This is a genomic window from Desulfospira joergensenii DSM 10085, from assembly GCF_000420085.1.
Taxonomy (GTDB): Bacteria; Desulfobacterota; Desulfobacteria; order Desulfobacterales; family Desulfobacteraceae; genus Desulfospira; species Desulfospira joergensenii.
In genome coordinates this window covers 1,035,471-1,062,030 of the sequence record NZ_ATUG01000002.1, presented here as the reverse complement: position 1 = coordinate 1,062,030, position 26,560 = coordinate 1,035,471, and the positions used below count along the sequence as shown (strand labels likewise).

At 53.1% G+C, this 26,560-nt stretch carries 21 protein-coding genes; 7 read left to right on the top strand and 14 right to left on the bottom strand.

Translation table 11 applies throughout. The annotated features are described in order from the left end of the window. Nucleotides 1-30: 30 nt before the first annotated feature. The 5 genes from F608_RS0117235 to F608_RS0117210 all read left to right on the top strand — a co-directional run bounded on the left by F608_RS0117235 (nt 31) and on the right by F608_RS0117210 (nt 5,912). Nucleotides 31-1,452, top strand: a complete 1,422-nt coding sequence (locus F608_RS0117235; protein ID WP_022666904.1) for a trimethylamine methyltransferase family protein — start codon at nt 31-33, stop codon at nt 1,450-1,452. Nucleotides 1,453-1,484: 32 nt separating this feature from the next. Further along, nucleotides 1,485-2,117 (top strand): cobalamin B12-binding domain-containing protein, encoded by a 633-nt coding sequence (locus F608_RS0117230; protein ID WP_022666903.1) that lies wholly within the window; start codon nt 1,485-1,487, stop codon nt 2,115-2,117. Nucleotides 2,118-2,198: 81 nt separating this feature from the next. Then, complete coding sequence (locus tag F608_RS0117225; RefSeq protein WP_022666902.1) at nt 2,199-2,999, top strand: methyltetrahydrofolate--corrinoid methyltransferase; 801 nt, start codon at nt 2,199-2,201, stop codon at nt 2,997-2,999. 313 nt (nt 3,000-3,312) lie between these two features. Next, nucleotides 3,313-5,142, top strand: a complete 1,830-nt coding sequence (locus tag F608_RS0117215) for a putative nucleotidyltransferase substrate binding domain-containing protein (protein WP_244154302.1) — start codon at nt 3,313-3,315, stop codon at nt 5,140-5,142. An 8-nt stretch (nt 5,143-5,150) separates the two neighbouring features. After that, a complete protein-coding gene (locus F608_RS0117210) occupies nt 5,151-5,912 on the top strand; it encodes a 3'-5' exonuclease (RefSeq protein WP_022666899.1) in 762 nt (253 codons plus the stop codon). 130 nt (nt 5,913-6,042) lie between these two features. Here F608_RS0117210 and F608_RS0117205 read toward each other — a convergent pair whose 3' ends face one another. The 14 genes from F608_RS0117205 to F608_RS0117145 all read right to left on the bottom strand — a co-directional run bounded on the left by F608_RS0117205 (nt 6,043) and on the right by F608_RS0117145 (nt 23,462). Further along, nucleotides 6,043-7,617 carry a BCCT family transporter gene (locus tag F608_RS0117205; protein WP_244154301.1) on the bottom strand — a complete coding sequence of 525 codons (1,575 nt, stop codon included), beginning with the start codon at nt 7,615-7,617 and terminating at the stop codon, nt 6,043-6,045. An 81-nt stretch (nt 7,618-7,698) separates the two neighbouring features. Further along, entirely contained in the window at nt 7,699-9,810 is a 2,112-nt protein-coding gene (locus F608_RS35005; RefSeq protein WP_022666897.1) for a methyl-accepting chemotaxis protein, read from the bottom strand. A 25-nt stretch (nt 9,811-9,835) separates the two neighbouring features. Further along, nucleotides 9,836-10,225, bottom strand: coding sequence for a universal stress protein (locus tag F608_RS0117195; RefSeq protein ID WP_022666896.1), 390 nt, complete (start codon nt 10,223-10,225; stop codon nt 9,836-9,838). A gap of 77 nt (nt 10,226-10,302) precedes the next feature. Beyond that, nucleotides 10,303-12,321 carry a heterodisulfide reductase-related iron-sulfur binding cluster gene (locus F608_RS0117190; protein WP_022666895.1) on the bottom strand — a complete coding sequence of 673 codons (2,019 nt, stop codon included), beginning with the start codon at nt 12,319-12,321 and terminating at the stop codon, nt 10,303-10,305. Beyond that, nucleotides 12,299-12,427: a hypothetical protein gene (locus tag F608_RS37170; protein ID WP_279615089.1), complete on the bottom strand. Its 129-nt coding sequence runs from the start codon at nt 12,425-12,427 to the stop codon at nt 12,299-12,301. Before F608_RS37170 ends, F608_RS0117190 begins: the two co-directional genes overlap by 23 nt. Nucleotides 12,428-12,460: 33 nt before the next feature. Next, on the bottom strand, nt 12,461-13,396 hold the full coding sequence (locus F608_RS0117185; RefSeq protein WP_022666894.1) for an electron transfer flavoprotein subunit alpha/FixB family protein: 936 nt from the start codon (nt 13,394-13,396) through the stop codon (nt 12,461-12,463). Nucleotides 13,397-13,408: 12 nt separating this feature from the next. After that, on the bottom strand, nt 13,409-14,176 hold the full coding sequence (locus tag F608_RS0117180) for an electron transfer flavoprotein subunit beta/FixA family protein (RefSeq protein ID WP_022666893.1): 768 nt from the start codon (nt 14,174-14,176) through the stop codon (nt 13,409-13,411). Between the two features lie 93 nt (nt 14,177-14,269). Next, complete coding sequence (locus F608_RS0117175) at nt 14,270-16,690, bottom strand: GcvT family protein (protein WP_022666892.1); 2,421 nt, start codon at nt 16,688-16,690, stop codon at nt 14,270-14,272. Nucleotides 16,691-16,711: 21 nt separating this feature from the next. Beyond that, nucleotides 16,712-17,740 (bottom strand): branched-chain amino acid ABC transporter permease, encoded by a 1,029-nt coding sequence (locus F608_RS0117170; RefSeq protein WP_022666891.1) that lies wholly within the window; start codon nt 17,738-17,740, stop codon nt 16,712-16,714. Between the two features lie 12 nt (nt 17,741-17,752). Continuing rightward, nucleotides 17,753-18,781, bottom strand: a complete 1,029-nt coding sequence (locus F608_RS0117165; RefSeq protein WP_022666890.1) for a branched-chain amino acid ABC transporter permease — start codon at nt 18,779-18,781, stop codon at nt 17,753-17,755. 23 nt (nt 18,782-18,804) lie between these two features. Beyond that, nucleotides 18,805-19,512, bottom strand: a complete 708-nt coding sequence (locus F608_RS0117160) for an ABC transporter ATP-binding protein (protein ID WP_022666889.1) — start codon at nt 19,510-19,512, stop codon at nt 18,805-18,807. Between the two features lie 29 nt (nt 19,513-19,541). Next, nucleotides 19,542-20,270: an ABC transporter ATP-binding protein gene (locus tag F608_RS0117155; RefSeq protein ID WP_027362851.1), complete on the bottom strand. Its 729-nt coding sequence runs from the start codon at nt 20,268-20,270 to the stop codon at nt 19,542-19,544. A gap of 176 nt (nt 20,271-20,446) precedes the next feature. Beyond that, nucleotides 20,447-21,706 (bottom strand): ABC transporter substrate-binding protein, encoded by a 1,260-nt coding sequence (locus F608_RS0117150; protein WP_022666887.1) that lies wholly within the window; start codon nt 21,704-21,706, stop codon nt 20,447-20,449. A 295-nt stretch (nt 21,707-22,001) separates the two neighbouring features. Continuing rightward, a complete protein-coding gene (locus F608_RS0117145) occupies nt 22,002-23,462 on the bottom strand; it encodes a sigma-54 interaction domain-containing protein (RefSeq protein WP_051148638.1) in 1,461 nt (486 codons plus the stop codon). Nucleotides 23,463-23,787: 325 nt separating this feature from the next. Here F608_RS0117145 and F608_RS0117135 point away from each other — a divergent pair, with 325 nt between their 5' ends. Beyond that, the gene (locus F608_RS0117135) at nt 23,788-25,203 is read left to right on the top strand and encodes a trimethylamine methyltransferase family protein (RefSeq protein WP_022666884.1); all 1,416 of its coding nucleotides are present in this window, start codon (nt 23,788-23,790) and stop codon (nt 25,201-25,203) included. A 131-nt stretch (nt 25,204-25,334) separates the two neighbouring features. Then, entirely contained in the window at nt 25,335-26,540 is a 1,206-nt protein-coding gene (locus tag F608_RS0117130; protein ID WP_022666883.1) for an NAD(P)/FAD-dependent oxidoreductase, read from the top strand. Nucleotides 26,541-26,560: the final 20 nt, after the last annotated feature.

Sequence of the window (26,560 nt, the reverse complement as noted above, 5' to 3'; positions counted from 1 at the left end):
TCGGGGAGTGATCCCCCAGGGGAGAAAAAAATGTATGATCGAATGCAGGAACTGACCCGGAACGATATGGAACAGATCCATAATGCTGCCATGGATCTGCTCAAAACCACAGGTGTGGCCTTTAACGATGAAGAGGCCCTCTCAATATTCAAGGACAAGGGCTTCCGTGTGGACGGCTCCACCGTTTTTTTTGAGGAATCCCAGGTCCAGAAAGCCTTGGAAACCGCGCCCAAGCGTTTTACCGTCCATGCCCGAAATCCCGAAAAGAATGTAGAGATCGGGGAAGATGACTTTGTCTTCCTGCCCGGTTACGGGGCCCCCTTTGTCATGGATTTCCAGGGCAACGAACGCCAGGCAACCATGGAGGACTACGACAACTTCTGCAAACTGGTCCAGACCTCCCCCCACATCAACATGAACGGATGGATGATGGTGGAGCCGGCAGATATGCCCCATGAGAGTGTCCATCTTGATCTCAACCTCTCCAATATCCTGCTCTGCGACAAACCCTTCATGGGAAGCCCGGTCTCCCGCCAGGGAGCCCTGGACGGAATTGAAATGGCCGGAATCCTCTGGGGCGGCAAAGAGAAGATCATGGACAAGACCGTGTCCGTCTCCCTGATCAACTCCCTTTCACCCCTGCAGTTTTCCGATGAAATGGCAGGTTCCCTGATTGAACTGGCCCGCCACAACCAGGCCTGCGTGGTGGCCTCCCTGATCATGGCCGGCGGTTCAGGCCCGGTCAACTTCGGCGGTGTCCTGGCCCTGCAGAACGCTGAAATCCTGGCCGGCATCACCCTGGCCCAGCTGGTCCGGCCCGGAGCTCCCGTGGTCTACGGATCCACTTCCTCGGCCATGGATATGAAAACCGGAGCCCTGTCCATCGGCGCACCGGAGCTGTCCAAAAACATCCATCTGGTGGCCCAGATGGCAAGATTTTACAACCTGCCATGCCGGTCCGGCGGCGGCCTGACCGATTCCCTCTGCCCCGATGCCCAGGCCGGTGTGGAATCTGCCCTGGCCCTGTCCACGGCGGTAAGATCCGGCGTCAACTTCATCCTCCACTCCTGCGGTATCCTGGGTTCCTATATTGCCATGAGCTTTGAAAAGTTCATCATAGACGAAGAGATCTGCGGTATGCTCAATCACATGCTTAGGCCGGTCTCCCTGACCGATGAAGGGATTGACCTCGAATCCATCAAGCAAGTAGGCATCGGCGGCCAGTACCTGACCCACCCCAAGACCTTTCAGCTCTGCCGGACAGAGTTCTACATGCCCGGACTCATGAGTCGGAAAAATACGGATGCCTGGACCAAAGAGGGCAGGAAAAGCCTGGATCAGCTGGCCCACGACAAGGTGGTCCAGCGCCTGGCCTCCTATGAAAAGCCGGAAATTGATCCGGACATCGAAAAACAATTGACGGATTACGTTGAAACCCGTAAAAACGCATAAAATTTGCACAATAAATAAAAAAGGAGAGTACCATGACCGATTTAAATGCAATGACCGATGCCCTGGTGGCCTGTGACACAGCCAGACTGACCACTCTTGTTAACGAAGCCCTGGCAGCAGATGTTCCGGCCACGGAGATCCTCAATAAAGGCCTGATTGCCGGAATGGACATCGTAGGTGAAAGAATGGAATCGGGTGATATGTTTATCCCGGAAGTACTCATGGCCGCCCAGGCCATGGCAGGCTGCGTCACCATCCTCAAACCCATGCTGGGTGATGATGATTCCGCCACCGGTGCATCCGTGCTCATCGGAACCGTCAAAGGAGATCTCCATGACATCGGCAAAAACCTGGTAGCCATGATGCTGGAGAGTGCTGGAATGGAAGTCCACAACCTTGGCGTGGATATCCCGCCCGAGGACTTTGTGACCCAGATCAAAGAAAAAAAGGCCAAGGTCGTCTGCCTGTCCGCCCTGCTCACCACCACCATGCCCATGATGAAGCAGACCGTGGATGCCATTGTGGAATCCGGCCTCCGCGACCAGGTCAAGATCCTGGTGGGCGGTGCACCTGTGACCCAGTCCTTTGCCGATGAAATCGGAGCCGACGGATTTGCCGCGGATGCAGGCTCTGCCTCCAAACTGGCCAAATCGCTTGTAAATTAAAAATATGAGGATGAGGGGCGGGGATGACAAAATCTCCCTGCCCGGATCTCCCCCCTTTCGTACCATACAGGAGGAAACAAGATGTTTGAAGTAATCGGAGAAAGGATCAACACCTCCAGAAAGCTGGTCCAGGCTGCCGTTGCAGACCGGGATGCAGACTATATTGTCGAGGATGTAAAAAAGCAGCAGGAAGCCGGAGCCAATTTTATCGACGTCAATGCCGGAGCCCGCATCGGCCATGAAACCGAGGACATGAAATGGCTTCTGGATACCATCCAGCCCATTGCCACTGTTCCCCTGACCCTGGACAGCCCCGACCCCGCCGTTCTGGAAATGGCTTTTGCCATGGTGGAGAAAACCCCCATGATCAACTCCATCTCCCTGGAAAAGGAAAGGTTTGAAGCCATGATGCCCTTTCTTTCTGGCAAGAAATGCAAGGTCATTGCCCTGTGCATGGATGATGCGGGCATGCCTAATTCATTCGACGATATCCTGGGCCGGGGAAGAAAGCTGATTGAAGAACTCAACAAGATCGGCATCGCCACATCCGACATCTACGTGGACCCCCTGGTCCAGCCCATCTCCACGGACACAAACAAGGGAACAATGGTCCTGGATGCGGTTCGGAATATAAAGGCCGAGTTCCCGGATGTCCATATTACGGGAGGGCTGTCCAATATCTCCTACGGCCTGCCCCAGCGCCACATCATCAACCGGACCTTTGTCACCCTGATGATGGATGCGGGCATGGATTCAGCCATTATCGACCCGCTGGACAAGAAAATCATGGCTTCCATCCGGACGGCAGACATGCTTCTGGGCAAAGACGATTTCTGCATGAACTACCTGAAAGGGGTCCGTGCCGGAGCCATAGAAAGCTGATTTTTACTAAAAAGCCCACGGGAAGCCCGGATTCTGTCCGGACTTCCTTTTTTCCCAGCCCTTTGCCGTTTTCCCATTCATTTTAACGGCAAAGGGTTTTCTTTTTAAACGCCGCTTCATTCTCCGCCTCCCTTGAAAACAGGTGATTTACTTTCGCGATTAAGGTATTATTCAATAAAAAGAAACAAGTGATTTATACTCCGGGATTTTCCCGGTCCACAGATAAAACTGCAAACTAGGCCATGGGTAAAAAATGGAAATCGAACTTTTTGAAATAGTAAACCATATTTTTCAATTCCCTCCGTTCAGAAGGATGCCGCGCTCCATAATAGAGGAACTGGTCACCCATATACAGGTTTCCTATTTCCGGGCCGGTACCCCCATCCTTGAAAGGGGACAGAAAAATGAATTTCTCTATTTCATCCGGAGCGGTGCCGTGGAGGTGTTCCGGAGCAGCGGGGAAATTTTTGACCGCCTGGGGGAGGGGAGTTTCTTTGGACAATTTTCCCTGCTCAGGGGGAAAAAGGTCAGGTATCCGGTTCGGGCCATAGAGGATGCTCTGATCTACATGATTCCGGATGAGCAGTTCCAGAACCTTTGCGAAACCCATGACTCTTTTGCGGACTTCATGGAAGAAGACACCGGCAGCCGGCTCCAGGCGGCTGTCAACCGGGACCGCTTCCGGGCAGACAACCCGTTGCTGACCACCCCCATTGAAAAACTCATCCACAGGCGCCTGGTAGCGGCCGGGTCTAAGGTTTCCATTCAAGAGGCGGCACAGATCATGACCCGGGAAAAGGTCTCCTCCCTTATTATCCTGGAAGATCCCGGGTTAAACCCGGACAAGGTTGTCATTTCCGGTTTGATTACGGACAGGGATATCCGTAAAAGGGCTGTAGCCAAGGGACTGCCCCTTTCCACTCCGGTCAGCCAAATCATGTCCACCCAGGTGATCACCTGCCCCAAAGAAGGGTATGGATCCGAGGTCATGCAGACCATGATCCGGAGAAACCTTCACCACATCCCTGTAATGGACAAAGACAAACCCATCGGAGTCCTCAGCGCCTCGGACATTATCCAGTACGAATCCCACGGCAGCGTATACCTCTCCGCCGATATTTTCCGCCAGACAGATACAGAGGGACTCAAAGAACTTTCCCTCCAGATCAAGACCACATTTGTCCAGCTGGTCAGCGAAGGGGGAAACTCCCATATGATTGGTTCCACCCTCTCCGGCATCGGCATGAACTTCATCCAGCGCCTGCTGGAATTGGGGGAAAAGAAACTGGGCGCTCCCCCGGTTCCATATGCCTATGTAGTCATGGGGTCCATGGCCCGGAACGAGCAGTTGATCGCAACGGACCAGGACAATGCCATGATCCTGAACAACGGGTTTGACCCGGGTCTCCATGACGCCTATTTCAAGGCTCTGGCCGAATTTGTCAGTTCCGGACTTGAGCTATGCGGCTACCCCCTTTGCAAGGGGGACATCATGGCCACAAATTCCCAATGGCGCCAGCCCTTAAAAGAATGGCAGGACTGCTTCACAGACTGGATCCGCCGCCCCAATCCCCAGACCCTTCTCAACTGCTCCATCTTCTTTGATATGGAAGGGGTGTTCGGCAACCTGGATCTGGTGCATACCTTAAGCCGCCTGATCCGGGAAACCGCACCCAAACACAAATCTTTCCTGGCCTGTATGGCCCACAATGCCATCCAGCGCAAGCCCCCCCTGGGATTCTTCCGGCAGTTTGCCCTGGAACCCGGCGGAGAGCATGCCAATACTTTTAATATCAAACGCCGGGGGACCGCCCCCATCAGCGATCTTGTCCGGGTTCATTCCCTTGCCTGCGGTTCAGGTGCCCGAAATACCCTGGAACGGCTGGAAGATATCGGCCAGACCCAGCTTCTGGCGGAAGGGACCAAAGACGATCTCAAGGATGCCATGGAATTTATATCCATGGTCAGAATCCAGAACCAGGCTAGGCAGATCGAAGCCGGGAAAGAACCCAACAACAGTATCAAACCCGAAGACCTCTCTTCCTTTGAAAGCCGCCATCTCAAAGACGCCTTTAAGATCATCAACAGCCAGCAGGCCTTTCTTCGCCCCAGGTATGCGGTTTCCGGCCTGCAGGGAGTATAAGGCCCGGCATGCCCTTTTTCAGAAAAAAAGAGATCCCCACCCTTCCTTCCGGACAAAGGATTCCAAGACCCGAAGCCTTTCACTGGGAGCGGCACTTTACCGCTCTTGGGGATCAGGCAGACGAGCCCCTGATCAGAAAATATTATTCCAGTCCCCCGGTTTCCGGGGCCACTCCTTTACACCGGATCTCCTTTCTGGCTCTGGACCTGGAGACCACGGGGCTTGACCCGGAAAAGGACCGTATTGTCAGCATCGGGTTTATCCCCTTTGATATCAAAAGGATATACTGTTCCGGAGCCCGCAATTTTCTGGTGAATCCGGGCCAGCCCCTGCCGGAAAAGACAGTGACCATCCACGGGATCACCCACAGCGATCTTAATGAAAAACCAGGGTTTGACCAGGTTCTGCCCTTTCTGCTCAAGGCCATGGAGGGCCGTCTGGTCGTGGTTCACTACCATTTTATTGAAAGAAATTTTCTGGCCGCCGCAACCCGGGAATGTTTCAGCACAGCCTTTGAATTCCCCATGATCGATACCATGATCATAGAAAAGCAAAGGCTTTTGCCCGGAAAACCGGCCCTGTTTCTGAACCGGTTCCGGAAAAAACCTCGGGTTTCCTTTCGCCTGGATGCGTCCAGGTCCCGGTACGGCCTGCCCCGATACCACCCCCACCATGCCCTGACCGATGCCCTTGCCGCTGCCGAACTTTTCCAGGCCCAGGTTGGGAACCTGTTTTCCCCGGAGACTCCTGTCCGATCTTTATGGGTATGAAACCTTATTTAGATATAATGGCGGACAACTCCCTGACAGTCCTTTAAAAAACAAATCCTTCCTGCCCGGAAGGGCAGGAAGGATTCATCGGGAAGATTGCCCTTTTCATACAGGGCCGATGCCTAAAGGATCAGGCTTGAACCTTCATCTTATTCACCTCATGGCGCAGCCCGATAAACAGGCTCACCATCATGACGATCATGACCATGGTAAAGGGCAGACCGACGCTGACGGCAACCGCCTGGATGGCACCCAGGGCGTCGGCTCCTCCGCCCACCAGAAGAGCCATGGCGATCAGGCCTTCCAGGGTGGCCCAGAAGATTCTCTGGGCAACCGGGGCATCCAGTTTTCCGCCTGCAGTGATGGAATCCACCACAAGGGAACCGGAATCAGACGAGGTAACAAAGAAAACCAGAACCAGGATAATCCCCACAAAAGATGTGAGGCCGGTCATGGGCAGATTTTCCAGCATCTGGAACATGGCAAGGGAGACCTCTCCCAGACCTTTTTCAGCCAGGGTGCCGATCCCGTTCTGTATCTGAAGCAGGGCATTGCCGCCAAAGGCCTGCATCCATACAATGGTCAGGGCCGTGGGAACCAGCAGAACAGCCGTCATGAACTCCCGGATGGTGCGTCCTTTTGAAATTCTGGCAATAAACATACCGACAAAGGGAGCCCATGAGATCCACCAGGCCCAGTAGAAAACGGTCCAGCCCTTGTAGAATTTTTCATCGGCCCGGTCGATCCAGTTGCTCAATGGCAGAAGGTATTCCAGATAGGCGGATGTGGTTTTGCCCAGACCTGCGAAGAAATTCGTAAAAGAGCCGGCCAGGACCACAAACACCAGCAGGAAAACCGCTATGATCATGTTGATATTGCTGAGAATTTTCACGCCGCCGTGGAGTCCGCGGACAACGGAGATAACGGCAACGGCCGTTACGCAGGCAATGATGATCAGCTGCAAGCCGATGGTGTTCTCAAACCCGAATAGGAAATGCAGACCCGAGGCGGCCTGCTGGGCACCAAAACCCAGGGAGGTGGCCAGCCCGAAAATGGTTGCCAAAACGGAAATCACGTCAATGATATGCCCGACCCAGCCCCAGGTCATTTCTCCAAGCACCGGGAAGAAAGTCGAACGAATGGTTAAGGGCAGGTTTTTATTAAAGGCGAAAAAGCCCAGAGCCAATGCCGTTACGGCATACATGGCCCAGGGATGGATTCCCCAGTGGAACATGGTGGCCCCCATGGCTGCCCGGGCCGCCTCCGGGGTCTTCGCAGCAACATTGAGGGGGGTGCCCCACCAGTCTGTATAGTAGGCAACAGGCTCGGCCACACTCCAGAACATCAAACCGATGCCCATGCCGGCAGCAAACAGCATGGCAAACCAGGAAAGCCTGGTAAACTCGGGCTTGCTTTCCGAACCGCCCAGGCGGATTTTACCCACCGGCAGCACGATCATGGCCAGGCAGAACAAGACAAACAGGTTCCCTGAAATCATGAAAAACCAGTCAAAGTTCTGGATGGTCCAGCCTTTTGATGCGTCAAAGATCTTTTTAGCGCCCACAGGATTTATCAATGTCAAAACAATGAATATAATCACAGCAGCGGCTGAAATAAAGAAAACGGGGTTATGCATATCCATACCCCATTTTGTGATATTGTCCTGGCCGACCTCGTAATCGGTATCAAATCTGTCTTTCTTCAACTCAATTCCCTTTCCTGTAAATATAGTTAAAAAGTTAAAAAAAAAGGCCTTTTGAAAAAATCTTTCAAAAGGCCTTGCCAACTAAATTTTAAACCTTTGGACCAGGGCCATCAGCTTTTCCGCAAGCCGGGAGAGTTCCCCGGACCGGGTGTCCACCTGGGAAGAGCTCTGACTCATCTCTTCAGCGTTTTTCGTAACACCGGTGATCTGCTCTGCGATTTCAGAAGAAACGCCTGAACTCTGGGATACGTTGCTGCTGATACTGTCAATTCCCTGGGTCACCTGGGAGATCGTATCTGAGATATTGCTGGTGGTGGCGGACTGCTCTTCCACGGCTGAAGCAATAATAAGAACAATCTCGTTGACCTTGTTGACCACCTCCGCAACTTCATTGATCTGGTCCACGGTCAGGCCGGTGGATGTCCTGATCTTTTCGACTTTTTCCTTGATATCCTTGCTGGCCCCTGCGGTCTGGTCGGCCAGTTCTTTGATCTCATTGGCCACCACGGCAAATCCTTTGCCGGCCTCCCCTGCCCGGGCCGCCTCAATGGTGGCGTTCAAAGCCAGGAGATTGACCTGGCCTGAGATATCAGTGATGGTTTCCACCACCTCCCCGATTTCCCGGGCGGCACTGCCAAGTTCCTCGATCTGATCCGAAGCCTGACCGGTCTTTTCCTTGACCAGACCCGTAATTTCCCGGGCCTCCTGGGTGTTTTGGGAGATCTCATTGATGGTCTGGGTCATTTCTCCGGTGGCCTTGGAGACCATGGCCATGTTTTCAGCAGCCTGGCCCATGGACGTGGCCACGGAGGTCATGGAGGTGCTCATCTCTTCACTGGCCGCAGACACTGAATTGGCCTGGTCTGAAGTCTGGGCGGCTCCGTCGGCCATGACCTTTGATATCTTGGCCAGGTCCGTGGAACTTAAATTGAGTTCATCTGAATTTTGGGCCACTTCCCGGATCAGGACGTGGATCTTGTCTATAAAAGTATTGAACCAGGCGGCCAACTGGCCGATTTCATCCTTGGATGTGATCTCCAGCCGTGTTCTCAGGTCCCCCTCCCCCTCGGCAATATCCTTTAATTTATCCCGGAGATTGACCAGGGGATTGACCACCTTGCCGGCAACAAACCAGGCAAGGGGAACCACCAGGATAATACAGCCCAGGGCCACCAGACTGATCATGACCACCATCTGCCGGGTATTGGCCTTTACATTGGCGTCGGATTCCAGCAGCAGAACACCGCCGATCCTCTTTCCCCCGGAATAAAAGGGCATGAGGACCTGGAAATAATCCTGATCCCCAAAACGGGTTTCACTGAAATGGAATTTGGGTTTCTCCCCCTGGGAAACCTCAGGGACCGTTGAAAGATCTACCTTTGCATAGGCCGGATAATCCCCGGTACTGTATTGATCCCCGATGAACAGGTTCATTCCCATGCCGGTGATCCGCTTCATATTAGCGGCAAAATCCCTGCCCAGCCGCGAAATCGCTACAATGAACCCCACCTGCCTGGGCTCGGTCTGTTCGGTTTCCTTGTTATATACATTGGCAAATAAGGGAATCCGGGTCTCAAATCCAAGCAGGTCCCGGGCAACCTCAATGGAAACCGAGCCTTTTTCCGGCAGTTTCCCTGCCCGGGTCATTTCATTTCCGGAAAAAAGCAGGGAAGAAATTTCCTTGATATCGGATGATTCCCGGAACTCTACCTTGTTGTAATCCTCATCCGGTTTGAAAACCCTTGAGTAAAATTTCTTCTGAAATTGAAATCCCGATACCAGGCTGGTGTCGGAATTACGCTGAAAATAACTGAACAATGTCTTTTCCGTATTATAAATCCGCACGGCCCAGATATGATTGAGAAGCGCCGCGTTGGTGATAAGCGTTGTTATCTTCTCATAATTGGAACGGACAAGGGTGAGTCCGCCGTCCTGGAACCCGGTAAGAAATTTTACATCATCCCCCACCTTGTTCACCGTCGACATCTGTACAATGGTGTCCAAAAAGGAGGTCCGGTCCTCTTCAAGGGAATCCCGGACAATGGTAAGGGATTTATCCAGAGCGGCATTTACCGCCCCTTTGTTCTGACGGGTCACCAAAGTGGACACCACCGCTGTGATGGCTCCACTCACGATCACCACCAGAATCAATGCCCCCAAAAGGATCTTTATCCTTAAGCCGGCTTTACCCATGATTGATCCTCCTGCTGTGGATTCTTTATTTAATCGTAAGTACCGGGCAGTGAGCTTCAAGAATGACAAATTGTGCAGTGGATCCGAACAGGGCTTTCCCGACTTTTGATCTTTTCTTTATCCCCATGATGATTTCATCCACATCTTTTTCCCTGGCATACTGGACAATATCCTCCCCCGGGGCCAGGCCCCGGATCAGGACATGGGCCTCTCCTTCAACCCCCTGATTTTTAAACCGGTCCCGCCGAAGTTCCTTCAGCTTGAAGGTCATCTGGGAGATTTCCAGGGCACTCCTGTCCGGAGAGCAGGTCCGAATCAGGTGTACAGAGGCATTAAACCTTTTGGCCCGTTTTACGGCATGGTCGATTACACGCTCAAACGATGTCTGTTCATCATAGGCAACCAGTATTTTCATCTCATGACCTCTTTGTCCTATAGGTCAAAGCAGAAGCAGTCAACTGCCGCGCTTTTTCCTCAATTATTGATTCTTCATTACTCTGTTGCTTCGTCCAGGATCTCAGCAATATCCTTGACCGGAATCTTTTCATCGGTTTCCATGATTCCGTCGTTGAGCATGGTGGCGCAGAAGGGGCAGGAGGCGGCCACCACCCGGGCACCTGTATCCACGGCCTGTTGTGCCCGGACATTGTTGATCCGCTCGCCCACGGTCTCTTCCATGAACATTCTGGCGCCCCCGGCCCCGCAGCAGAAACCTTTTTCCCGGGTTCTTTCCATCTCCACCAGTTCCCCGCTGGAGGCGGCTGTAAGCAGCTGCCGGGGAGACTCATAAATATCGTTCCACCGGCCCAAATAACAGGAATCGTGAAAGGTCATTTTCCCGAAGTCCTTGGCAGTGACCTTGAGCCTGCCCTCCTGGATCAGGGTATTGAAATAATCGGCAGTGTGGACCACCTCGTATTCGGCCCCGAATTCCGGGTATTCATTCTTTAAGGTGTTATAACAATGGGGACATCCCGTGAGGATGAGTTCGGGCTTGTACTGGTTGATGGTCTCCACGTTCTGCATGATCATCATCTGCCCCAGGTATTCGTTGCCGGCCCGGCGGGCCATGTCCCCGTTGCAGGCCTCTTCCGGCCCCAGAATGGCAAAGTCCACCCCGGCTTTTTTCAGAACCCTTGCCGTGGCCTGGCTGATCTTCTTTCCCCGGTCGTCAAAGGAGCCGGCACAGCCCACAAAATAAAGCACCTTGGTATCGGGTTTTTCCGCCATAAGAGGGATGTCCATGTCTTTGGCCCAGTCCCCACGGGTATCGGCTGAAAATCCCCAGGGATTGGCCTGATTTTCCATGTTGTTGAAGGTTTCCTGCATCTCCGGAGGGAAATTGGCCTCCATGAGGACCTGGTGCTTTCTCATTTCAAAGATGAAATCGAGATGCTCGTTGCTCACGGGACAGATATTCTCACAGGAACGGCATGTGGTACAGGACCAGAGGACCTCATCCGTGATTTCAGAGCCCTCCCGCATCAGGGGCTGGACCTGGTCCTTTTTATCCTGGCCTTCCTTATCCGGCAGAATCAGATCGGCCTGGTCCAGAAGGTCCACCTTGAAATCATGGATGATCTTCTTGGGGGAGAGGGCCTTGCCCGTGGACGAAGCCGGACAGAGTTCCTCGCACCGCCCGCACTCTGTGCAGGCATAGAGGTTGAGTACGTTGTGCCAGTTGAATTCACTTGCCTTACCCAGGCCGAAGGTCTCGGCCTCCTCATTCTCGATATCCGTCTTAACGATGGTCTTGGGTGTTTCCAGCCTTTTGAAAAACACATTGGGGGCTGCCGCCAGCAGATGGAGGTGTTTGGATCCCGGAATATAGATCAGAAATCCCAGGATGGTGCCGATGTGGATGTAGTAGGAAATTTCATACCCCAGATTCAGCTGGGCCTGTGAAAGTCCGTTGATGCCGAACACAGAGGCAAAAATCCCGGATATGGGAAAGGCGCCGGCATAGGAAAATCCGTCCGAACCCACGGGCATGGCCAGCTGAAAAGCATTGATAAAGTGAAAAGAAAGGACGATCACCGAGGTGAACAAGATGATCAGATTGGCATCCCTGCCCATGGTCAGGTAGTCGGGTTTAACCACCAGGCGTCTGTACAGGGCATAGGCAAATCCCACCAGGACAAAAAATCCCAGGATATCCGCCGCAAAAAGATAAGCCGTGTAGGGGCCGGGCAGGAAATGACCGATATTGAGGGAGGGAATCACCCCCCTGAGCATGAGTTCCAGGGAATGGGGCTGGATGGCCAGGAACCCGAAAAAGATCAGGGTATGGGCCAGTCCCGGCATAATTTTCCGCCTCACATTGGTCTGTCCGAGAACATCGACAAAGAGTACTCTTATCCGCTCGTTGATTCTGTCAACAGCCGTAACCGGTTCCCCGTCCACGGCCATCATGATCTTGTACAGCCGGATCACCTTAACGAAAAAATATCCAAATGCACCGATGAGTGCAGCCAGCATGAGTACGGACTTAAAAATCAAATACTTTTCCATCTAACACCCTCTCCAAATCCTTTATCTTGTCGCGAAGTGCCTTTTCAGCCCCTTCATGGTCAATAAGAGCACCTGCCCGGCGGGCAGGTGCTGTTTTCTTTTGCAATGGAAGTCTTTTCTCCCCCACGGCAGTTCTTATTTAAAGTTTTTCGGTCAGTACCGGAACCACATCAAAGATATCCCCCACAATGCCGTAGTCGCATTTGGCAAAAATCGGGGCATCCTTGTCTTCGTTGATGGCCACGATCACCTTGGAGGTTTTCATCCCGGCAAAATGCTGGACTGCGCCGGATACCCCGCAGGCAATGTAAAGCTTGGGGCTCACGGTCTTTCCGGTCTGTCCCACCTGCATGGAATGGGGGGCAAATCCCGCATCCACGGCAGCCCTTGACGCGCCCACGGCAGCCCCCAGTTTGGCGGCACAGGCCTCCAGCATGGAGTAGTTTTCCGCCGCCTTGATGGCCCGGCCCCCGGTGATGATGATGGGAGCTTCGGTGAGATCCAGCTTATCGGCAGCCCCCTTTTTCACTTCCACAACCTTTACCAGGCCGGGATCCGCTGCATCGGAGGTAAACTCCATGATCTCTCCTGCTGCCGGTGCCGGTACCGCCTCAACGGCATTGGGCCGGACTGTGCACAGCAGAAGGTCGGCATTGACCTTTAGGGTGGCAAAGGTTTTTCCTGAGAAATGAGATTTTTTAACCTTTTTTTCAGCCAGGTTCACTTCCACGCAGTCCGACACCAGGGGCTTGTCCAGGAGGGCGGCCAGCCTGGCAAAAAGGTCCTTGCCCACGGCAGATGCCGTACCCAGGAGAGCCTCAAGTTCATACTCCTTGATGGCCGCAGCCAGCAGCTCCGCCGCCAGGTCCGGGCTTGTTCCGGCATCCCCCGAGCCCGGTTTCACCGCCACAACCGCAGCAGCCCCGTACTCGGCCAGTTTATCCTTTACCCCTGCCGGATCCGTATCCAGCACCAACGCATATATTTCTCCACCGGCGGCAGCCGTGAGCACACCCAGACTGGTATCCTTTACCCCGCCGTTCTCCGTCTCGATTAAAACTCCTGTTCTGGCCATTGATCTTCTCCTTTACAATACCTTTTCGTCTTCCCTGAGGATCCTGACAAGTTCAGTCACCTGCTCATCCACTGAACCTTCCAGCATTTTCGCCCCGGATCTTTCCGGAACGGGCTCAAGCTTTTCAATCACCACAGCGCCGGCTTCATCAATGCCAAGATCGGCCAGATTCATTTCCTTGATTTCTTTTTTCTTGGCCTTCATGATATCTGGAAATTTGGGGTACCTGGGCTCATTCAGCCCCTTGGTGGCACCAACCACACAGGGCAGTCCCATTTCAATGACCTGCTTTTCCCCTCCGCCGGTTTCCCGTTCTGCCACGGCTTTTGCCCCGTCCACGGTCAAAGAGGTGACCTCGTTGACAACGGGCATGCCAAAGGCCTTGGCCAGCCGGTACTGGGTCTGGAAGCTTTCCGTGTCCACGGAGCCTTTCCCCGTAAAGATCATATCCGGGGTCCCGTCCTGTTCAATGGCCGCCTTAAGGGCTTTGGCCGTCAGGGTGGAATCCAGGAACTGGCCTTCCGTCTTCACCAAAATGGCCCGGTGGGCTCCCATGGCCATGGCGCCCCGGATGGTGGCGGCGGCAGATGCCTTGCCCACGGTGAGGATAACCACCTCCCCCCCGTTCTTCTCGGTAAGGCTCACAGCCTCTTCCACCCCGTACTCATCGTAGGGATTAGCCACGAATTTGATTTCACCATCTTCAAACCCGGCATCCCCGGCCAGCTTGATAGAGGCGGCCGTATCCGGTACATGCTTTACGCATACTATTATTTTCATTTTTCCTCCATATTACAAGGCTGAAGGAGCTTAGACTGAAGGCTGAAGGGGTTTCTTCCTTCAGCCTTCAGCCTTCAGCCTTTATCTTGTACTTTAGGCTTTCATTCTCTCGTTCTTGGGATCATAGATGGGCATGGAGGCGACTTCAGCAGCCCTGGCCCTTCCCAGAATTTCTACTTCCAGTTGGGTACCGGCACCGGCCAGCTCAGGGGGTACATACCCGAAAGCGATGCTCTTCTGGGTCCTGTGTCCGTAACCACCGGAAGAGGTCATTCCCACGATTTTCCCGTCAGACAGGATGGGATTGTATCCCCAGGCATCGGTATCCTTGACATCGACCACCAGGCAGACCAGTTTACGGGGGATACCTTCGGCTTTCTGCTTTTCAATGCCTGCCTTACCGATGAAATCCTTGTCCATCTTTACGGTCCAGGCCACGTTGGTTTCAAGGGGGGTGTGGTGGACGTTCATCTCTGCTTTCCAGGCCAGATATCCTTTTTCCAGGCGCATGGACTCCATGGCGTGCATGCCGATGAGCCGGATATCAAATTCCTTTCCGGCTTCCATGAGGGCATTATAAAGTGCAATCTGATTTTCAATGGAGTGAAAAATCTCATACCCGAGTTCACCCACATAGTTCATCCGGTTTACCCGGCATTTGCTCCGGCCGACAAAGATTTCCCGGCTGGTGCCGAATTTGAAAACCTCATTGGAAACGTCACTGTACGCGACTTTTTCCAGGACTTTCCTGGAATCCGGTCCCACAAGGACCAGACATCCCATTTTATAGGTAATGTCTTCCATGCAAACAGACCCGTCTCCGGGCAGGTTGACCTTCATCCAGTGCTGGTCATGCTTTTTACCCACAGATGCTGTCACGCAGAAGAATTCGTTCTCGTTCACCCGGGTAATGGTCATGTCAGACTTGAAATTGCCGTTGATATCCAGCATGGGGCTCAATGCAATGCGGCCGTCCACTTCCGGGACCTTCTGGCAGGTCATCTTGTTGAGCCAGGCTTTGGCACCCGGACCTGAAATGCGGGTCTTTGCAAACCGGGTCAAATCGATAACGCCGACCTTTTCCATGGCATGTTTGCACTCGGCTTCAACATGTTTGAAGGCATTGGTACGTCTCCAGGAAGGATTCTCGTACCCGTCTTCGCCTTCAGGCGGGAAGTAGTTGGGGCATTCCCATCCGTAATAGTCGCCGAATACGGCATTGGCCTGTTTCTGGTATTCATAAATCGGGCTGGTCCGGTTGGGCCGGGCCGCATCCCTGAACTCACTGGGAAAGATAGTGGCATAAAGTCTGGGATAGGTGTCGGCTATTTTCTCTGTATTGTATGCCCAGTTTGCATAGGATCCATACCGTCTGGAATCCATGGGCCACAGGTCAATTTCCGGCTCGCCGTTCATAATCCATCCGGCCAGGTAATGGCCGATACCCCCGGACTGGGTAATACCGAAGCTATACCCGCAGGCATGGTAGAAATTTTTCAGGGGAGCGGCAGGTCCCACCAGGGGATCCCCGTTGGGAGTATAAGTTATGGGACCGGCTGTGACATGCTTGAAACCGGTTTCGCCCAGGACGGGAAACCTTTCCATACCCGCCTCGATGTAATCGGCGATGTTGTCAAGATCCGGTTTAATTTCTTCCTGGGCGTAGTCCCAGGGCACTCCGTTCTTGTGCCATTGCTGCCCGTTGGCCTCGTAAAGACCGAGGATCAGGGAGTCCATTTCCTGGCGCAGGTAGATGGACTTATCCGGATCCCGCATCAGGGGCAGGTAGGTATCTCTGTCGGCGATTTCCTGGATGGTTTCATAGAGAATATGGGTATGGGCTATGGAAATGGAGGGAATCTCAAGACCTACCATTTTGGCCACTTCCGGAGCCCAGAGACCTGCGGCATTGATCACATGTTCGGCAGTGATATCTCCCTTATCCGTTTTAACCAGCCATTCGCCGTTGGATTTCTGTTCGATGCCGGTGACCATGGTGTGCAGGTTGAGTTCCGCACCGTGCTGGCGTGCGCCCTTGGCCATGGCCTGGGTCACGGAGTTGGGATCCACATCCCCGTCATCCGGCCAATAGAGTCCGCCGATAAGGCCTTTGGGATCGATAAAGGGATGCATTTTGGCAATTTCTTCAGGCGTAACATAGGAGACATCCAGGCCCAGGCAGCGGTTCATGGAATAGGCATATCCCAGCTCGTCCATACGGGCCGGATTGTCTGCCGTCCGGATGGAACCGGTGGTATGCCAGCCGACGGACTGCCCGGTTTCCTTTTCCAGCTCCTTAAAGATTTCAATACTCTTCTTGTTCACCTGGGTACCGTAGTAGTTGCCATGGAAAAACGATACATTGCCCGCGGCCATCCAGGTGGAACCCGAGGTCAATTCGTGTTTTTCCAGGAGGACAACTTCGTCTTTCCATCCGTATTTTGCCAGGTGAAAGGCCACACTCACACCGATGGCTCCTCCGCCGATAATCACCGCTCTTGCATTGGTTTTCATTCGTAATCTCCTTCGTTAAAATTACAACTCTCTGCCATTGAGAAAATACCTCAGCGCCTTGTTCTTAGGCTTTCTGATATGGGTATCATAAAAGTATGAGAACCCACCCGGGTAGTAGATCATCACCAGGATGAGCACCAGGGCGTATATAACCAGGTTCAGCCCGGGTAAATGGGACAGGGTGGACCTGATGATTTCCATGATAAAGATAAAGGGGAAGGCAATGACCGCTCCTCCCCAGAGACTGCCCCTGCCCCCGATATAGGCCACGGCCAGCACTTCCACGGTCTTGGCCGTGTGCATGACATCCGGGGTGAGAATTCCGTAGAAATGGGCGTAATATCCTCCCAGGACCCCGGCGATGGCACAGGACATGGTGAAGTTGAACACCCTGTAAAAAACCGGATTTATGCCCGAAGTCCTTGCCGCATCCATGTTCTGCCCGATGGCCTGGAAGGCCAGTCCCATCTTGGACCGGACCACCCATTTACAGGCCAAATAAATGAGGAAAAGAAGAACGATGATGGTAAAATAAAAGGGCACATTGGAGTCTGTTTCAAACATGCGGGGGGTTCTAAGCCCCAGGGGCCCCCTTGTCAGCCAGACCAGCTTGATGGCCAGCCCCATGACGGCCAGGCCGAAGAACCAGGACAGGCAGGCCGCGAATATTCCCCGAAGCCGCAGGCTGATCATGCCGATGATCAGCCCCAGGATACCGGCGGTAACCCCTCCGGCCACAAGGCCTAGCCAGGGGGAAAGGCCGAAGTTAACGGCCAGCAGGGCGGAAGTGTATCCTCCGAACCCGGACACGGCGGCAAAACCGAAGTTGACGATGCTGATATAGCCGGCCGTAAAATCAAATCCCACGCTCATGGCTGCGATGAAACCGCAGTAGATCAGCCACCGGAGCATATACTCCTGGTTAAACGGAGGAATAAAGGGCAGGACCAGCAGCAGGGCCAGGCCGGCCAGGCCGACCGGGGTCAGACATAATTTGTTGAGAACGGCATCAAAGGGATTCAATACCTGAGTCTTATTTTCACTATCCATATTATCTCTCCCTTATTTGTCGAGAACGCCGCGGACATCGGAGCCGAAAATTCCGCTGGGCTTAAATATCAAAATGAGCATGATCAGGGCGGAGGGTACCACAAAGTCCCAGCCCGCACCCACATATTCAACGGTGATGACCTTGAGCAGGGCCACCATAAAAGCGCCAGCCACGGCCCCGAGAATGTTTCCCAGGCCCGAGAGGATCACCACGAACCAGGCCATGTACAGGGGTTCAAGCCCCACTGTCGGGTAGGAGGGAAACATGAACAGAAGACTGCCCCCGGCAACGGCCGCCAGGGCACAGGCCAGGGAGATGGTCAAAAGAACGATTTTTTCAATATCAATGCCAACGATCTCGGCACCGACAATATCCTGGGACACGGCCCGGATGGCCATGCCGGTTTTGGTATAGGTCATGAACAGGTAAAAGAGGGCCACGATTACGGCGGAGATGACAAAGGCCATGGCCCGGTCCCTGGAGATATATACATCGGCAATGGAGATGGGCATGCCGCTCCAATACCCCACAATCCCCTTGAAATCCGCACCAAAGATGAGCTGATGCAGGTTGATCAGCAGAACGCTCAACCCTACGGTAAGCAGAAAGGAGTTCATGACCCAGTTGTCCGTAGACCGTTTGCGCAAAGGGCCGAAAACCAGTTTTTCAGATATGACCCCGGCAACGGCTCCGGCGGCCATGGCTGCCAGGATGGCCACCAGGGGGCCGAAGGTGACCAGCCAGGATTCAGGATGCTCTACAATGTATTCGCTGATGGGGGTGAACACGTAATAGGCAGTGAGTGAACCCACCATAAAGTATTCCCCATGGGCGAACATGGCGATGTTCAATACCCCCAACATGAGTGTCAGGCCGGTGGCCACCAGGGCCAGCATGCCGCCGGTCACGATGGTGTTCACCAATAGATATGGCCCGCTGGAAATGGATGCAAAAACGGCCACGGCAATACTCAGTGTGATGGAGATACCGGCGGCGGATTTAATCCAGGTTATAAAATCTGAGACAGTTTTTTTTGACATGAATCTATTTCTCCAAAATCGGGTTAAACCCCAAGGAAAACCTTTTTTACGTAAGCATCATCGGCCAGGTCTCGGCTTTCGCCGGCCAGGCCGATCTTTCCGTTTTCCAGTACATATCCCCGTTTGGTGACGGCAAGGGTTTTGGTTACATTCTGTTCCACCAGGAGGATGGTTACCCCGTTTTTAATAAGCACATCCAGGGATTCAAACACATTGGCCGTGAGCTGGGGGGCCAGGCCGAATGAAGGCTCGTCCACCAGCAGCAGCTTGGGATCGGACATCATGCCCCGGCCGATGGCCAGCATCTTCCGTTCTCCGCCGCTCATGGTGCCGGCAAGCTGCCCCTTTCTTTCCGCCAGCCGTGGAAACAATTCAAATACAAAATCCAGGCGTTGGTTTTTCCTCTGTTTGTCCTTGATAATATAGGCGCCCATGTAAAGATTTTCCTGGACGGTCATGTTCACAAACAGGTTCATTTCTTCGGATACAAAGGAAATTCCTTTTTTCGCCACCTGGGAGGCGGGCAGGCCCGTGATATCCTCTCCGTTGAAGACAATACTGCCGCCCATGGGGGATATAAGCCCGGCAACGGTTTTCATGGTCGTGCTCTTGCCGGCACCATTGGGCCCTACGATGCAGACATATTCGCCCTGGTCAATGTTCAGGGAAACATCCCTCAGTATCTGCAGGTATCCATACCCCGCATTCAGGTTTTTCACTTCTAACAGCATAAACTCTCCATTGATAATCCGAGTTAAGGTTAATCCTCTTCCTCGCTGCCGAGATAGGCACTGGCAACCTTGGGATCATTGGCCACTTCTTCTGTCGGACCTTCCGCAATTTTCGTCCCGAACTGGATACACAGCAGTTTGTTGCACACCGCCATGATCAACTGCATGATATGCTCGATCATGAGAATGGAGATGCCCTTTTTACTGATCTTATGAATGATTCTCATGATATCCTGGAGTTCCCCCTCGCTTAAGCCCGAGGCCATCTCATCCATGAACAGGAGCTTGGGATGGGAGGCCAGGGCCCGGGCCAGGTCCAGACGCTTGAGCTGAACCGTGTTGAGCTGCTCAGCCACGACGGTCTCGTCCATGGGAAACTCTACAAACGCCAGCATCTCTCGGGAATGGGCTGTATGGTCCTTGACGACTCCGGGATCGTTTCCGAAAATACTGGCGGTCATGACGCTTTCAATGGCTGTCATTTTGGGAAAGGGGCTGGGGATCTGGAAGGTTCTTGAGAGTCCCAGGCGGCACATCTTTTCCGGGGTCAGCCCGGTGGTGTCCTCGCCGAAAAATTTGACCTGCCCCGAAGTCGGGGGGTTCAGGCCGGATATGGCATTGATAAATGTGGTCTTACCGGCACCGTTGGGTCCGATCAACCCCACGACATCTCCTTCATTCACCGTCATGGACACGGAATTCACAGCTGTGAGCCCACCAAATTTTTTGGTTACTTCATGGGTTTCCAATACAATCATATCTGATCTCTGCAATCTTTTTCTCCCAGGACCAGATCTCCGGTCTCTTCAAACAAGACCAAAGAACATGAACCCTGCAGGAGTTGATTTCGGTTTAATGTAAGGATAGAGCGGCAACCGCGGTCAAGAAGAACAGCGGATTGATCTCTCAACCCGCTGTTCTTCTCTCAAATCCTCTATTTCTGCTCGAAATCCTTTTGTTTCCACACCTCAGGAAAGATAATGTATCCTTTTCCCTGTTTGTACTGAAGGATGGGGAAAAAGTATGCATCCGGGCCAACCACCATGTCGGGCATGGTTTCAGCGGTGTACTTGTATTCGTTCATAATGATGGCACCGTCTTTTTTGCCATAGGTGAGTTTTCCGGTGTTAACCTCGTCCACCATGGTCTGATGGATGGTTTCCTTGTCCAGTTTGCCGTGGAGTTCATTGGTCCTCTGGAGGATCTTGATGAACATGCGGATACCATCATAGGAAAGACCGCCGGCGGAAGGACTGGGATTAAAACCGTATTTGGTTTTGACATCCTTGGCCCACTGCTGGGCTTCGGCAGTGGTCAGCTGGGGAATGGAGTCCAGAACATAGTTGGAAGCCGGGCCTGTCATCTTGTACCAGTCGCCGATCCATCCCAGACCCGAGGCCACGATAACGGCTTTCAGGCCGACTTCAGTGGTCTGCTTCACAAAGGCAGCCATGGCAGAGGGAGAAGTTGAGGTCCCGGCCACAACGGCCACCCCGTCTTTTTTATATTTGGCCAGCAGGGGATAAAAATCCGTCTGGGTGGCAGGAAAGTACTCTTCGGAATGAATCTCCCACCCGGAATCGAGAAGGGCTTTTTTATAGGAACCTCCGGCAGAACGGCCCCAGTCGGTGTCTTCGCCGTAGATGGCGGCCAGTTTCTTTTTGGGCTTGAATGTTCCGGCTTCAATGGCCTTGTTCAGGGCAACGATGTAGTTTTTTTCCAGCTTGGCAGGAACGGGCCAGCCCTTTCCTCCCCAGTAGGAGTACTTCTCCGGATCGGCCTGCCATTTTTTATTGACTTCTTCAGAGGCACCAAACCCGAACATGTGGGGAACCTTGTACTGGGCTGCAACATCCATGACGGCTACGGCTACAGAGGAGTGCCAGTTGAGCACGCCGGCCTGGATCCCCTTGCCTTCGACTGCCTCTGCGTAGGCGCCCGAGGCTTTGGCCGGGTCAGACTGGGAATCCACCCATACAGGTTCAATTTTATAATCTCCCACGGTGTAGTCGATGGTATTCAGGGCCATGTCAACAGATGCCTTGAACTCCTTGCCGGTCTGGGCGGAAGGCCCTGTAAACGGTCCGAGAATACCGACTTTCAGAGTCTTGCCGGCGGCGAAAACCTGCCCCCCTGATAGAAAAACGACTGCGGTCAATGCTGCGATGATGAATTGAATCTTTTTTCTTGCCATGAATCTTCCCTCCAAAGTTAATTTTAAATTAAAAATAGATGAAGCCTGCACAAACAATCTGATGATTATGCACTTTGTGTACCAATTTGGGGACTCCATGTTTTGTTGCATTTTCAACTATTCAGTAAAATAATAGCCAAAAGGGCATGAATTAAGCAAAAGTTTAATAAAAATTTAACAAAAATATAATATCGCAACCAATACTTTCTCAACAAAAAAGCCTGGGCGAAAATCAAATTTTTTATCTTTTACTGTAAAAATATTTTACACTTTTACACTTTTTTTCAGTCCAGATTCAGATCCCGGAACCGACTGCGGCAGAGAATGCCTTGCGGTTGATCTTATACTTCTTCAACTTGTAATGAAAGGCCTGGGGGGAAACCCCTAAGTTCCTGGCAGCCATGGCTGCATTGCCACGGGTTTTTTCAAGGGCGGAGCAGATCATCCGCTGCTCACTGGATGCCTGTGCCTCAAAGAGGCTGGTACCATCTACCTGGTACATGGGGAGGCTTTTTAAATCCCCCGGTTCCCGGGACCGGGAAATCGGAGCCTGTCCATGGGACGAAGTAAAGATGTGGGGAGGCAGATGGTCCCGCCGGATGGTCTGGTCTGTCCCCACCATGTTCATGGATGCCTCAATGATATGTTCCAGCTCCCTGACATTGCCCGGCCAGTGGTAATTCACGAGTAGATCCTCCACCCCCATGGAGATTCCCCCGACTTTCTTGACCAAGGCCCTGTTGTACTTGGCTATAAAATATTTCACCAGGCTTTGGATCTCCTCCTTTCTTTCCCGCAGGGGAGGAAGAAGAACAGAAACCACACCCATGCGGTAAAAAAGATCCATTCTCAGGCTCCCCTTTTTTATGATATCCATGGGCGGCTGGGCCACCGAGGAAAGGATCTTCACATCCAGGTCCTTTTCGACCAGGGAGCCCAGTTTCCTGACCTTTTTCTCCTGGACCACCCTGAGCAGCTTGGCCTGAAGGGTCAAGGGCATGGAATCCAGCTCGTCCAGGAAGATGCTTCCGCCGTCGGCCTGTTCAAACAGGCCCCGTTTTTCAATGGCACCGGTAAAAGATCCCTTTGAGGTGCCGAACAGGATTCCCTCCAGCAGGTTTTCAGGGATAGCCGCGCAGTTCAAGGGAATAAACGACTTTTTTGCCCGGGGGCTGTGGTTGTGGATGGATTGGGCAAAAAGCTCTTTTCCCGTGCCGGTTTCCCCGGAAATCATGATGGGAGAGGGAGATGAGGAAGACATCTTGGCGATGCGGATGGCGTTGATCATTTCGCTGCTGGATGCGATGATATCCTGAAATGAAAACCGGGTACCGTTTCCGGCCCGTTTTTTATCCCCTCTCTCCGGCCCGGTTCCGGACACCATGGTCCGTTCCAGGAGCTGGTAATCCTTTGAAAAATTAATGGCCCCGATGAGCCGCCTGTTCTTATACAGAGGATATACATTGGATATGATATTGGAGACCCGGCCCAGCCTTGTCTGGTAGACCAGGGTTTCGTTGATGATGGGCTTCCCGGTATTGAGGCAGCGCATGGTGGGGCTGGTATCATCATCCAGCTGGTAAAGATCGGTAATCTTCTTGCCCAGGGCCTCTTCCCGCGTAAAATCGTCTATTTTTGACTGGCCTTCGTTAAAGAATATAACCCTGCCCGTGTGATCTGAAATCACCACGCCTTCGTGCAGGGCGGACAGTACCCTGTAAATATCAATATCGTTAAAATCGAGTTGTTTTCCCATATCCCCAGGAATCAAATTTTTTTTATCCCCATTTCCCCCATGTGAATTTGAATGCCCCAATTTAGAAGAAATTGCAAGAAATATAAAAAAAACTTTATTTTTTCACCAGAATTCGGCTTTATAAATTGAATCCCCTTTACCGGCCAGCCATATCCCATTGAATTCAGATTATGTTTTGCATCAAATCCCTCAAAATTCAGGTGCAAAATATATCTGGCATGGAATATGCTATTCTAAATCGAAGAGCCGTCCGGCCCAGGGCCAGACAGCGGTCTAAAAAATTTATTGGAGACCATAATCATACAAGAGGAGAAAGGGGAATTTTATGGGATATTTTGAATATTTTTCAGGGGACGACATCCAGAAGATTCACGAGGCCACCCTCAGGGTATTGGAAAAAACCGGGATTGATTTTAAATATGAACCGGCCCGGGCCCTGATGGCCAAGGCCGGGTGCCGGGTGGACGGGCAAAGGGTTTTCATCCCCGGGAAGCTGGTGGAAGAGCAGGTCGCCAAGGCCCCGTCCCATTTCACCCTCCATGCCAGGGATCCTGAAAAAAATGTGACCATCGGCAAAGATCATATTGCCTTTATGCCCTGCTACGGCGCCCCTTTTGTCAACTGCATGGACAAGGGCCGGAGACCGGGCACCCTAGAAGATTTCAACAACTTTGCCAAACTGGCCTATGCCATCCCCCACATGGACATCACCGGCGGCATGATGACCGAACCCAATGATATCCCGGTGGCCCTGCGAAATGCCGAACGGCTATACTCGGCCATGACCCTGTCGGACAAACCCTTCATGGGAGCCGGAACCAACCGGGAGGATGCCAGACAGACCATTGAAATGGCATCCAGGGTGTTCGGCGGCAGGGAAGAACTGGCAAAAAAGCCCCCCTTTGTCAGCATCCTCTGCTCCCTGACCCCCCTGGCCTATGACGACAAGATGCTGGGGGCGATCATGGAGTACGCCGAAGCCGGCATGCCCCAGCTCATCTCCTCCCTGTCCATTGCCGGAGCCACGGCTCCCGTAACCATGGAAGGGACCCTGGTGGTTCAGAATGCCGAGGTCCTGGCCGGGATCACCCTGACCCAGTTGGTCCGGGAGGGCACTCCCGTTGTCTTTGCCGGTTCTTCTTCGGCCACGGCCATGCGCTACGGCACCCTGAGCATCGGGGCACCTGAAATGGCCATCAACACGGCAGCCACGGCCCAGATGGCCCGATTCTATAACCTGCCCTGCCGGGGGGGCGGTGCCCTCACCGATGCCAAGCGAGTCGATTCCCAGGCCGCCTATGAGTCCATGATGAGTATGATGGCGTCCATCCTGGGCGGGATCAATTTTGTCCTCCATGCAGGCGGTATCCTGGAGGGATATATCACAGCATCCTATGAAAAATTCATCATCGATTCCGAGATCTGCGGCATGTGTAAAAGAATCAAGCGGGGCGAACAGATCACTTCCGAAAAACTGGCCGAAGAGGTCATCAACCAGGTGGGCCCGGGAGGGGAGTACCTGACCAATATGCACACTTTCCAGCACTTTAAACAGGAACTTTACACCCCCCTCCTGGAGGAAAAGGACAACTTTGATGCATGGACAAAAAAAGGGTCCCTCTCCATGGAGCAGAGGGCCAATGCCAAGTACAAGGAGATCCTTAACGCCTATGAAGCCCCTGGGATGGACGGGGGGGTCAAAAAGGACCTGGATGCCTATATGAAAAGGATCAGAAATTAACAATTTTAAAATTGGAAAGCCAAAAGGCAAAAGCTGAAAGTCAAAAGCCAAGAGAAAAGAGGGCTTCCAGCTTTAGACTTTAGCCTTTTGGCTTAAAAAACGGATACAATTAATGATGAAGGAAGACAACCATGAGTCAGATCATCGTTCCACAAAATTTTGAAACAAAGACCGCAGATGCCGTGGTTATCGGCGGCGGCATCGTGGGTACGGCCACGGCGTTCTGGCTCTCCAGGGCCGGGATGAAAACCATTCTCATTGAAAAGAGGGACGGCCTGTCCACCCTGACCACCACGGTCAGCGCCGAATGCTTCAGGACCCAGTTCACGGAAGCCTCCATGGCAGACATCGCCCTTCCCAGTGTGGAGATGTTTGAAAACTTTAACGAAATCATCGGGATCCCGGACATTGACATCCACATGACCCAGCGGGGATATCTCTTTGTCACCGACCATGAGTCCCAGGTCCCTGATCTGGAAAAGGCCCTGGAGAAATATGAATCCCTGGGCATCCCCGGATCAGAACTGCTCACCGGCGACGATCTTCACAAGCGGTTCCCCTTTCTGGCCCCCCAGACGATTGCGGCCACCTTCAACAACAGGGACGGATGGCTGTCCACCCATGAGACCACCTATGGGTTTGCCAAGGGGGCCAAAGACGCGGATTTTTATATCAAAACCCTGGCCACGGGAATTCAGGTGGACAGTCAGGGGGTAGCCGGGGTGGAAACCGATAAGGGATTCATCTCCACCCGGCTGGTGGTCAACTGCGCCGGTCCCTATGCCCGGCAGGTGGGACGGATGGCAGGAATGGACCTGCCCTTCAGAACCGTGAAACGCCAGAAAGCCTTTATCCGGACAGATTATGCCGGCCTTCCCAAGGATGCCCCCTTTACCGTGGACCTGGTTAACCACGCCTATTGGCGCCCCGAAGCCGGTGGTCTGCTCTGCGCCTGGGTGGATCCGGACGAGCCGGAAACCCCGCCCTCGGACGAACTGCCCACGGACTGGGATTTTGCCGCCGAATCCATCCACCGCTGCTCCCGGCTCCATCCTTTTTTCGAGCCGGTAGCCGACGATCTCAAGGCCGAGGACATCCATGTTTCCGCAGGCCAGTATGTTTACACCCCGGATGACAAACCGGTCATCGGCCCCAGCGGGGAAATCAAAGGATTCCATCTCAACTGCGGATACTGGTGCGGGGTCATGATGTCTCCTGAAGCCGGCAAACGGGTGGCCGACCTGGCCACGGGAAAGATGGACAACAAGGACAACCCCTTAAGATTTTCCCGGTTTGCCGAAGGTCTGGCTGAGAAGGGGGACACCTTTCTTAAATAAGAAAGCCCAAAGGCGAAAGC

Bases quoted from the DNA above. Each gene is read 5' to 3' on its own strand.
- F608_RS0117225 (WP_022666902.1), top strand. From the start codon at position 2,199: ATGTTTGAAGTAATCGGAGAAAGGATCAACACCTCCAGAAAGCTGGTC.
- F608_RS0117145 (WP_051148638.1), bottom strand. From the start codon at position 23,462: ATGGGAAAACAACTCGATTTTAACGATATTGATATTTACAGGGTACTG.
- F608_RS0117215 (WP_244154302.1), top strand. From the start codon at position 3,313: ATGCCGCGCTCCATAATAGAGGAACTGGTCACCCATATACAGGTTTCC.
- F608_RS0117175 (WP_022666892.1), bottom strand. From the start codon at position 16,690: ATGAAAACCAATGCAAGAGCGGTGATTATCGGCGGAGGAGCCATCGGT.
- F608_RS0117235 (WP_022666904.1), top strand. From the start codon at position 31: ATGTATGATCGAATGCAGGAACTGACCCGGAACGATATGGAACAGATC.
- F608_RS0117135 (WP_022666884.1), top strand. From the start codon at position 23,788: ATGGGATATTTTGAATATTTTTCAGGGGACGACATCCAGAAGATTCAC.
- F608_RS0117230 (WP_022666903.1), top strand. From the start codon at position 1,485: ATGACCGATTTAAATGCAATGACCGATGCCCTGGTGGCCTGTGACACA.
- F608_RS0117210 (WP_022666899.1), top strand. From the start codon at position 5,151: ATGCCCTTTTTCAGAAAAAAAGAGATCCCCACCCTTCCTTCCGGACAA.
- F608_RS0117155 (WP_027362851.1), bottom strand. From the start codon at position 20,270: ATGATTGTATTGGAAACCCATGAAGTAACCAAAAAATTTGGTGGGCTC.
- F608_RS0117185 (WP_022666894.1), bottom strand. From the start codon at position 13,396: ATGGCCAGAACAGGAGTTTTAATCGAGACGGAGAACGGCGGGGTAAAG.
- F608_RS0117195 (WP_022666896.1), bottom strand. From the start codon at position 10,225: ATGAAAATACTGGTTGCCTATGATGAACAGACATCGTTTGAGCGTGTA.
- F608_RS0117150 (WP_022666887.1), bottom strand. From the start codon at position 21,706: ATGGCAAGAAAAAAGATTCAATTCATCATCGCAGCATTGACCGCAGTC.
- F608_RS0117160 (WP_022666889.1), bottom strand. From the start codon at position 19,512: ATGCTGTTAGAAGTGAAAAACCTGAATGCGGGGTATGGATACCTGCAG.
- F608_RS0117190 (WP_022666895.1), bottom strand. From the start codon at position 12,321: ATGGAAAAGTATTTGATTTTTAAGTCCGTACTCATGCTGGCTGCACTC.
- F608_RS0117170 (WP_022666891.1), bottom strand. From the start codon at position 17,740: ATGGATAGTGAAAATAAGACTCAGGTATTGAATCCCTTTGATGCCGTT.
- F608_RS0117180 (WP_022666893.1), bottom strand. From the start codon at position 14,176: ATGAAAATAATAGTATGCGTAAAGCATGTACCGGATACGGCCGCCTCT.
- F608_RS0117165 (WP_022666890.1), bottom strand. From the start codon at position 18,781: ATGTCAAAAAAAACTGTCTCAGATTTTATAACCTGGATTAAATCCGCC.
- F608_RS0117130 (WP_022666883.1), top strand. From the start codon at position 25,335: ATGAGTCAGATCATCGTTCCACAAAATTTTGAAACAAAGACCGCAGAT.
- F608_RS35005 (WP_022666897.1), bottom strand. From the start codon at position 9,810: ATGGGTAAAGCCGGCTTAAGGATAAAGATCCTTTTGGGGGCATTGATT.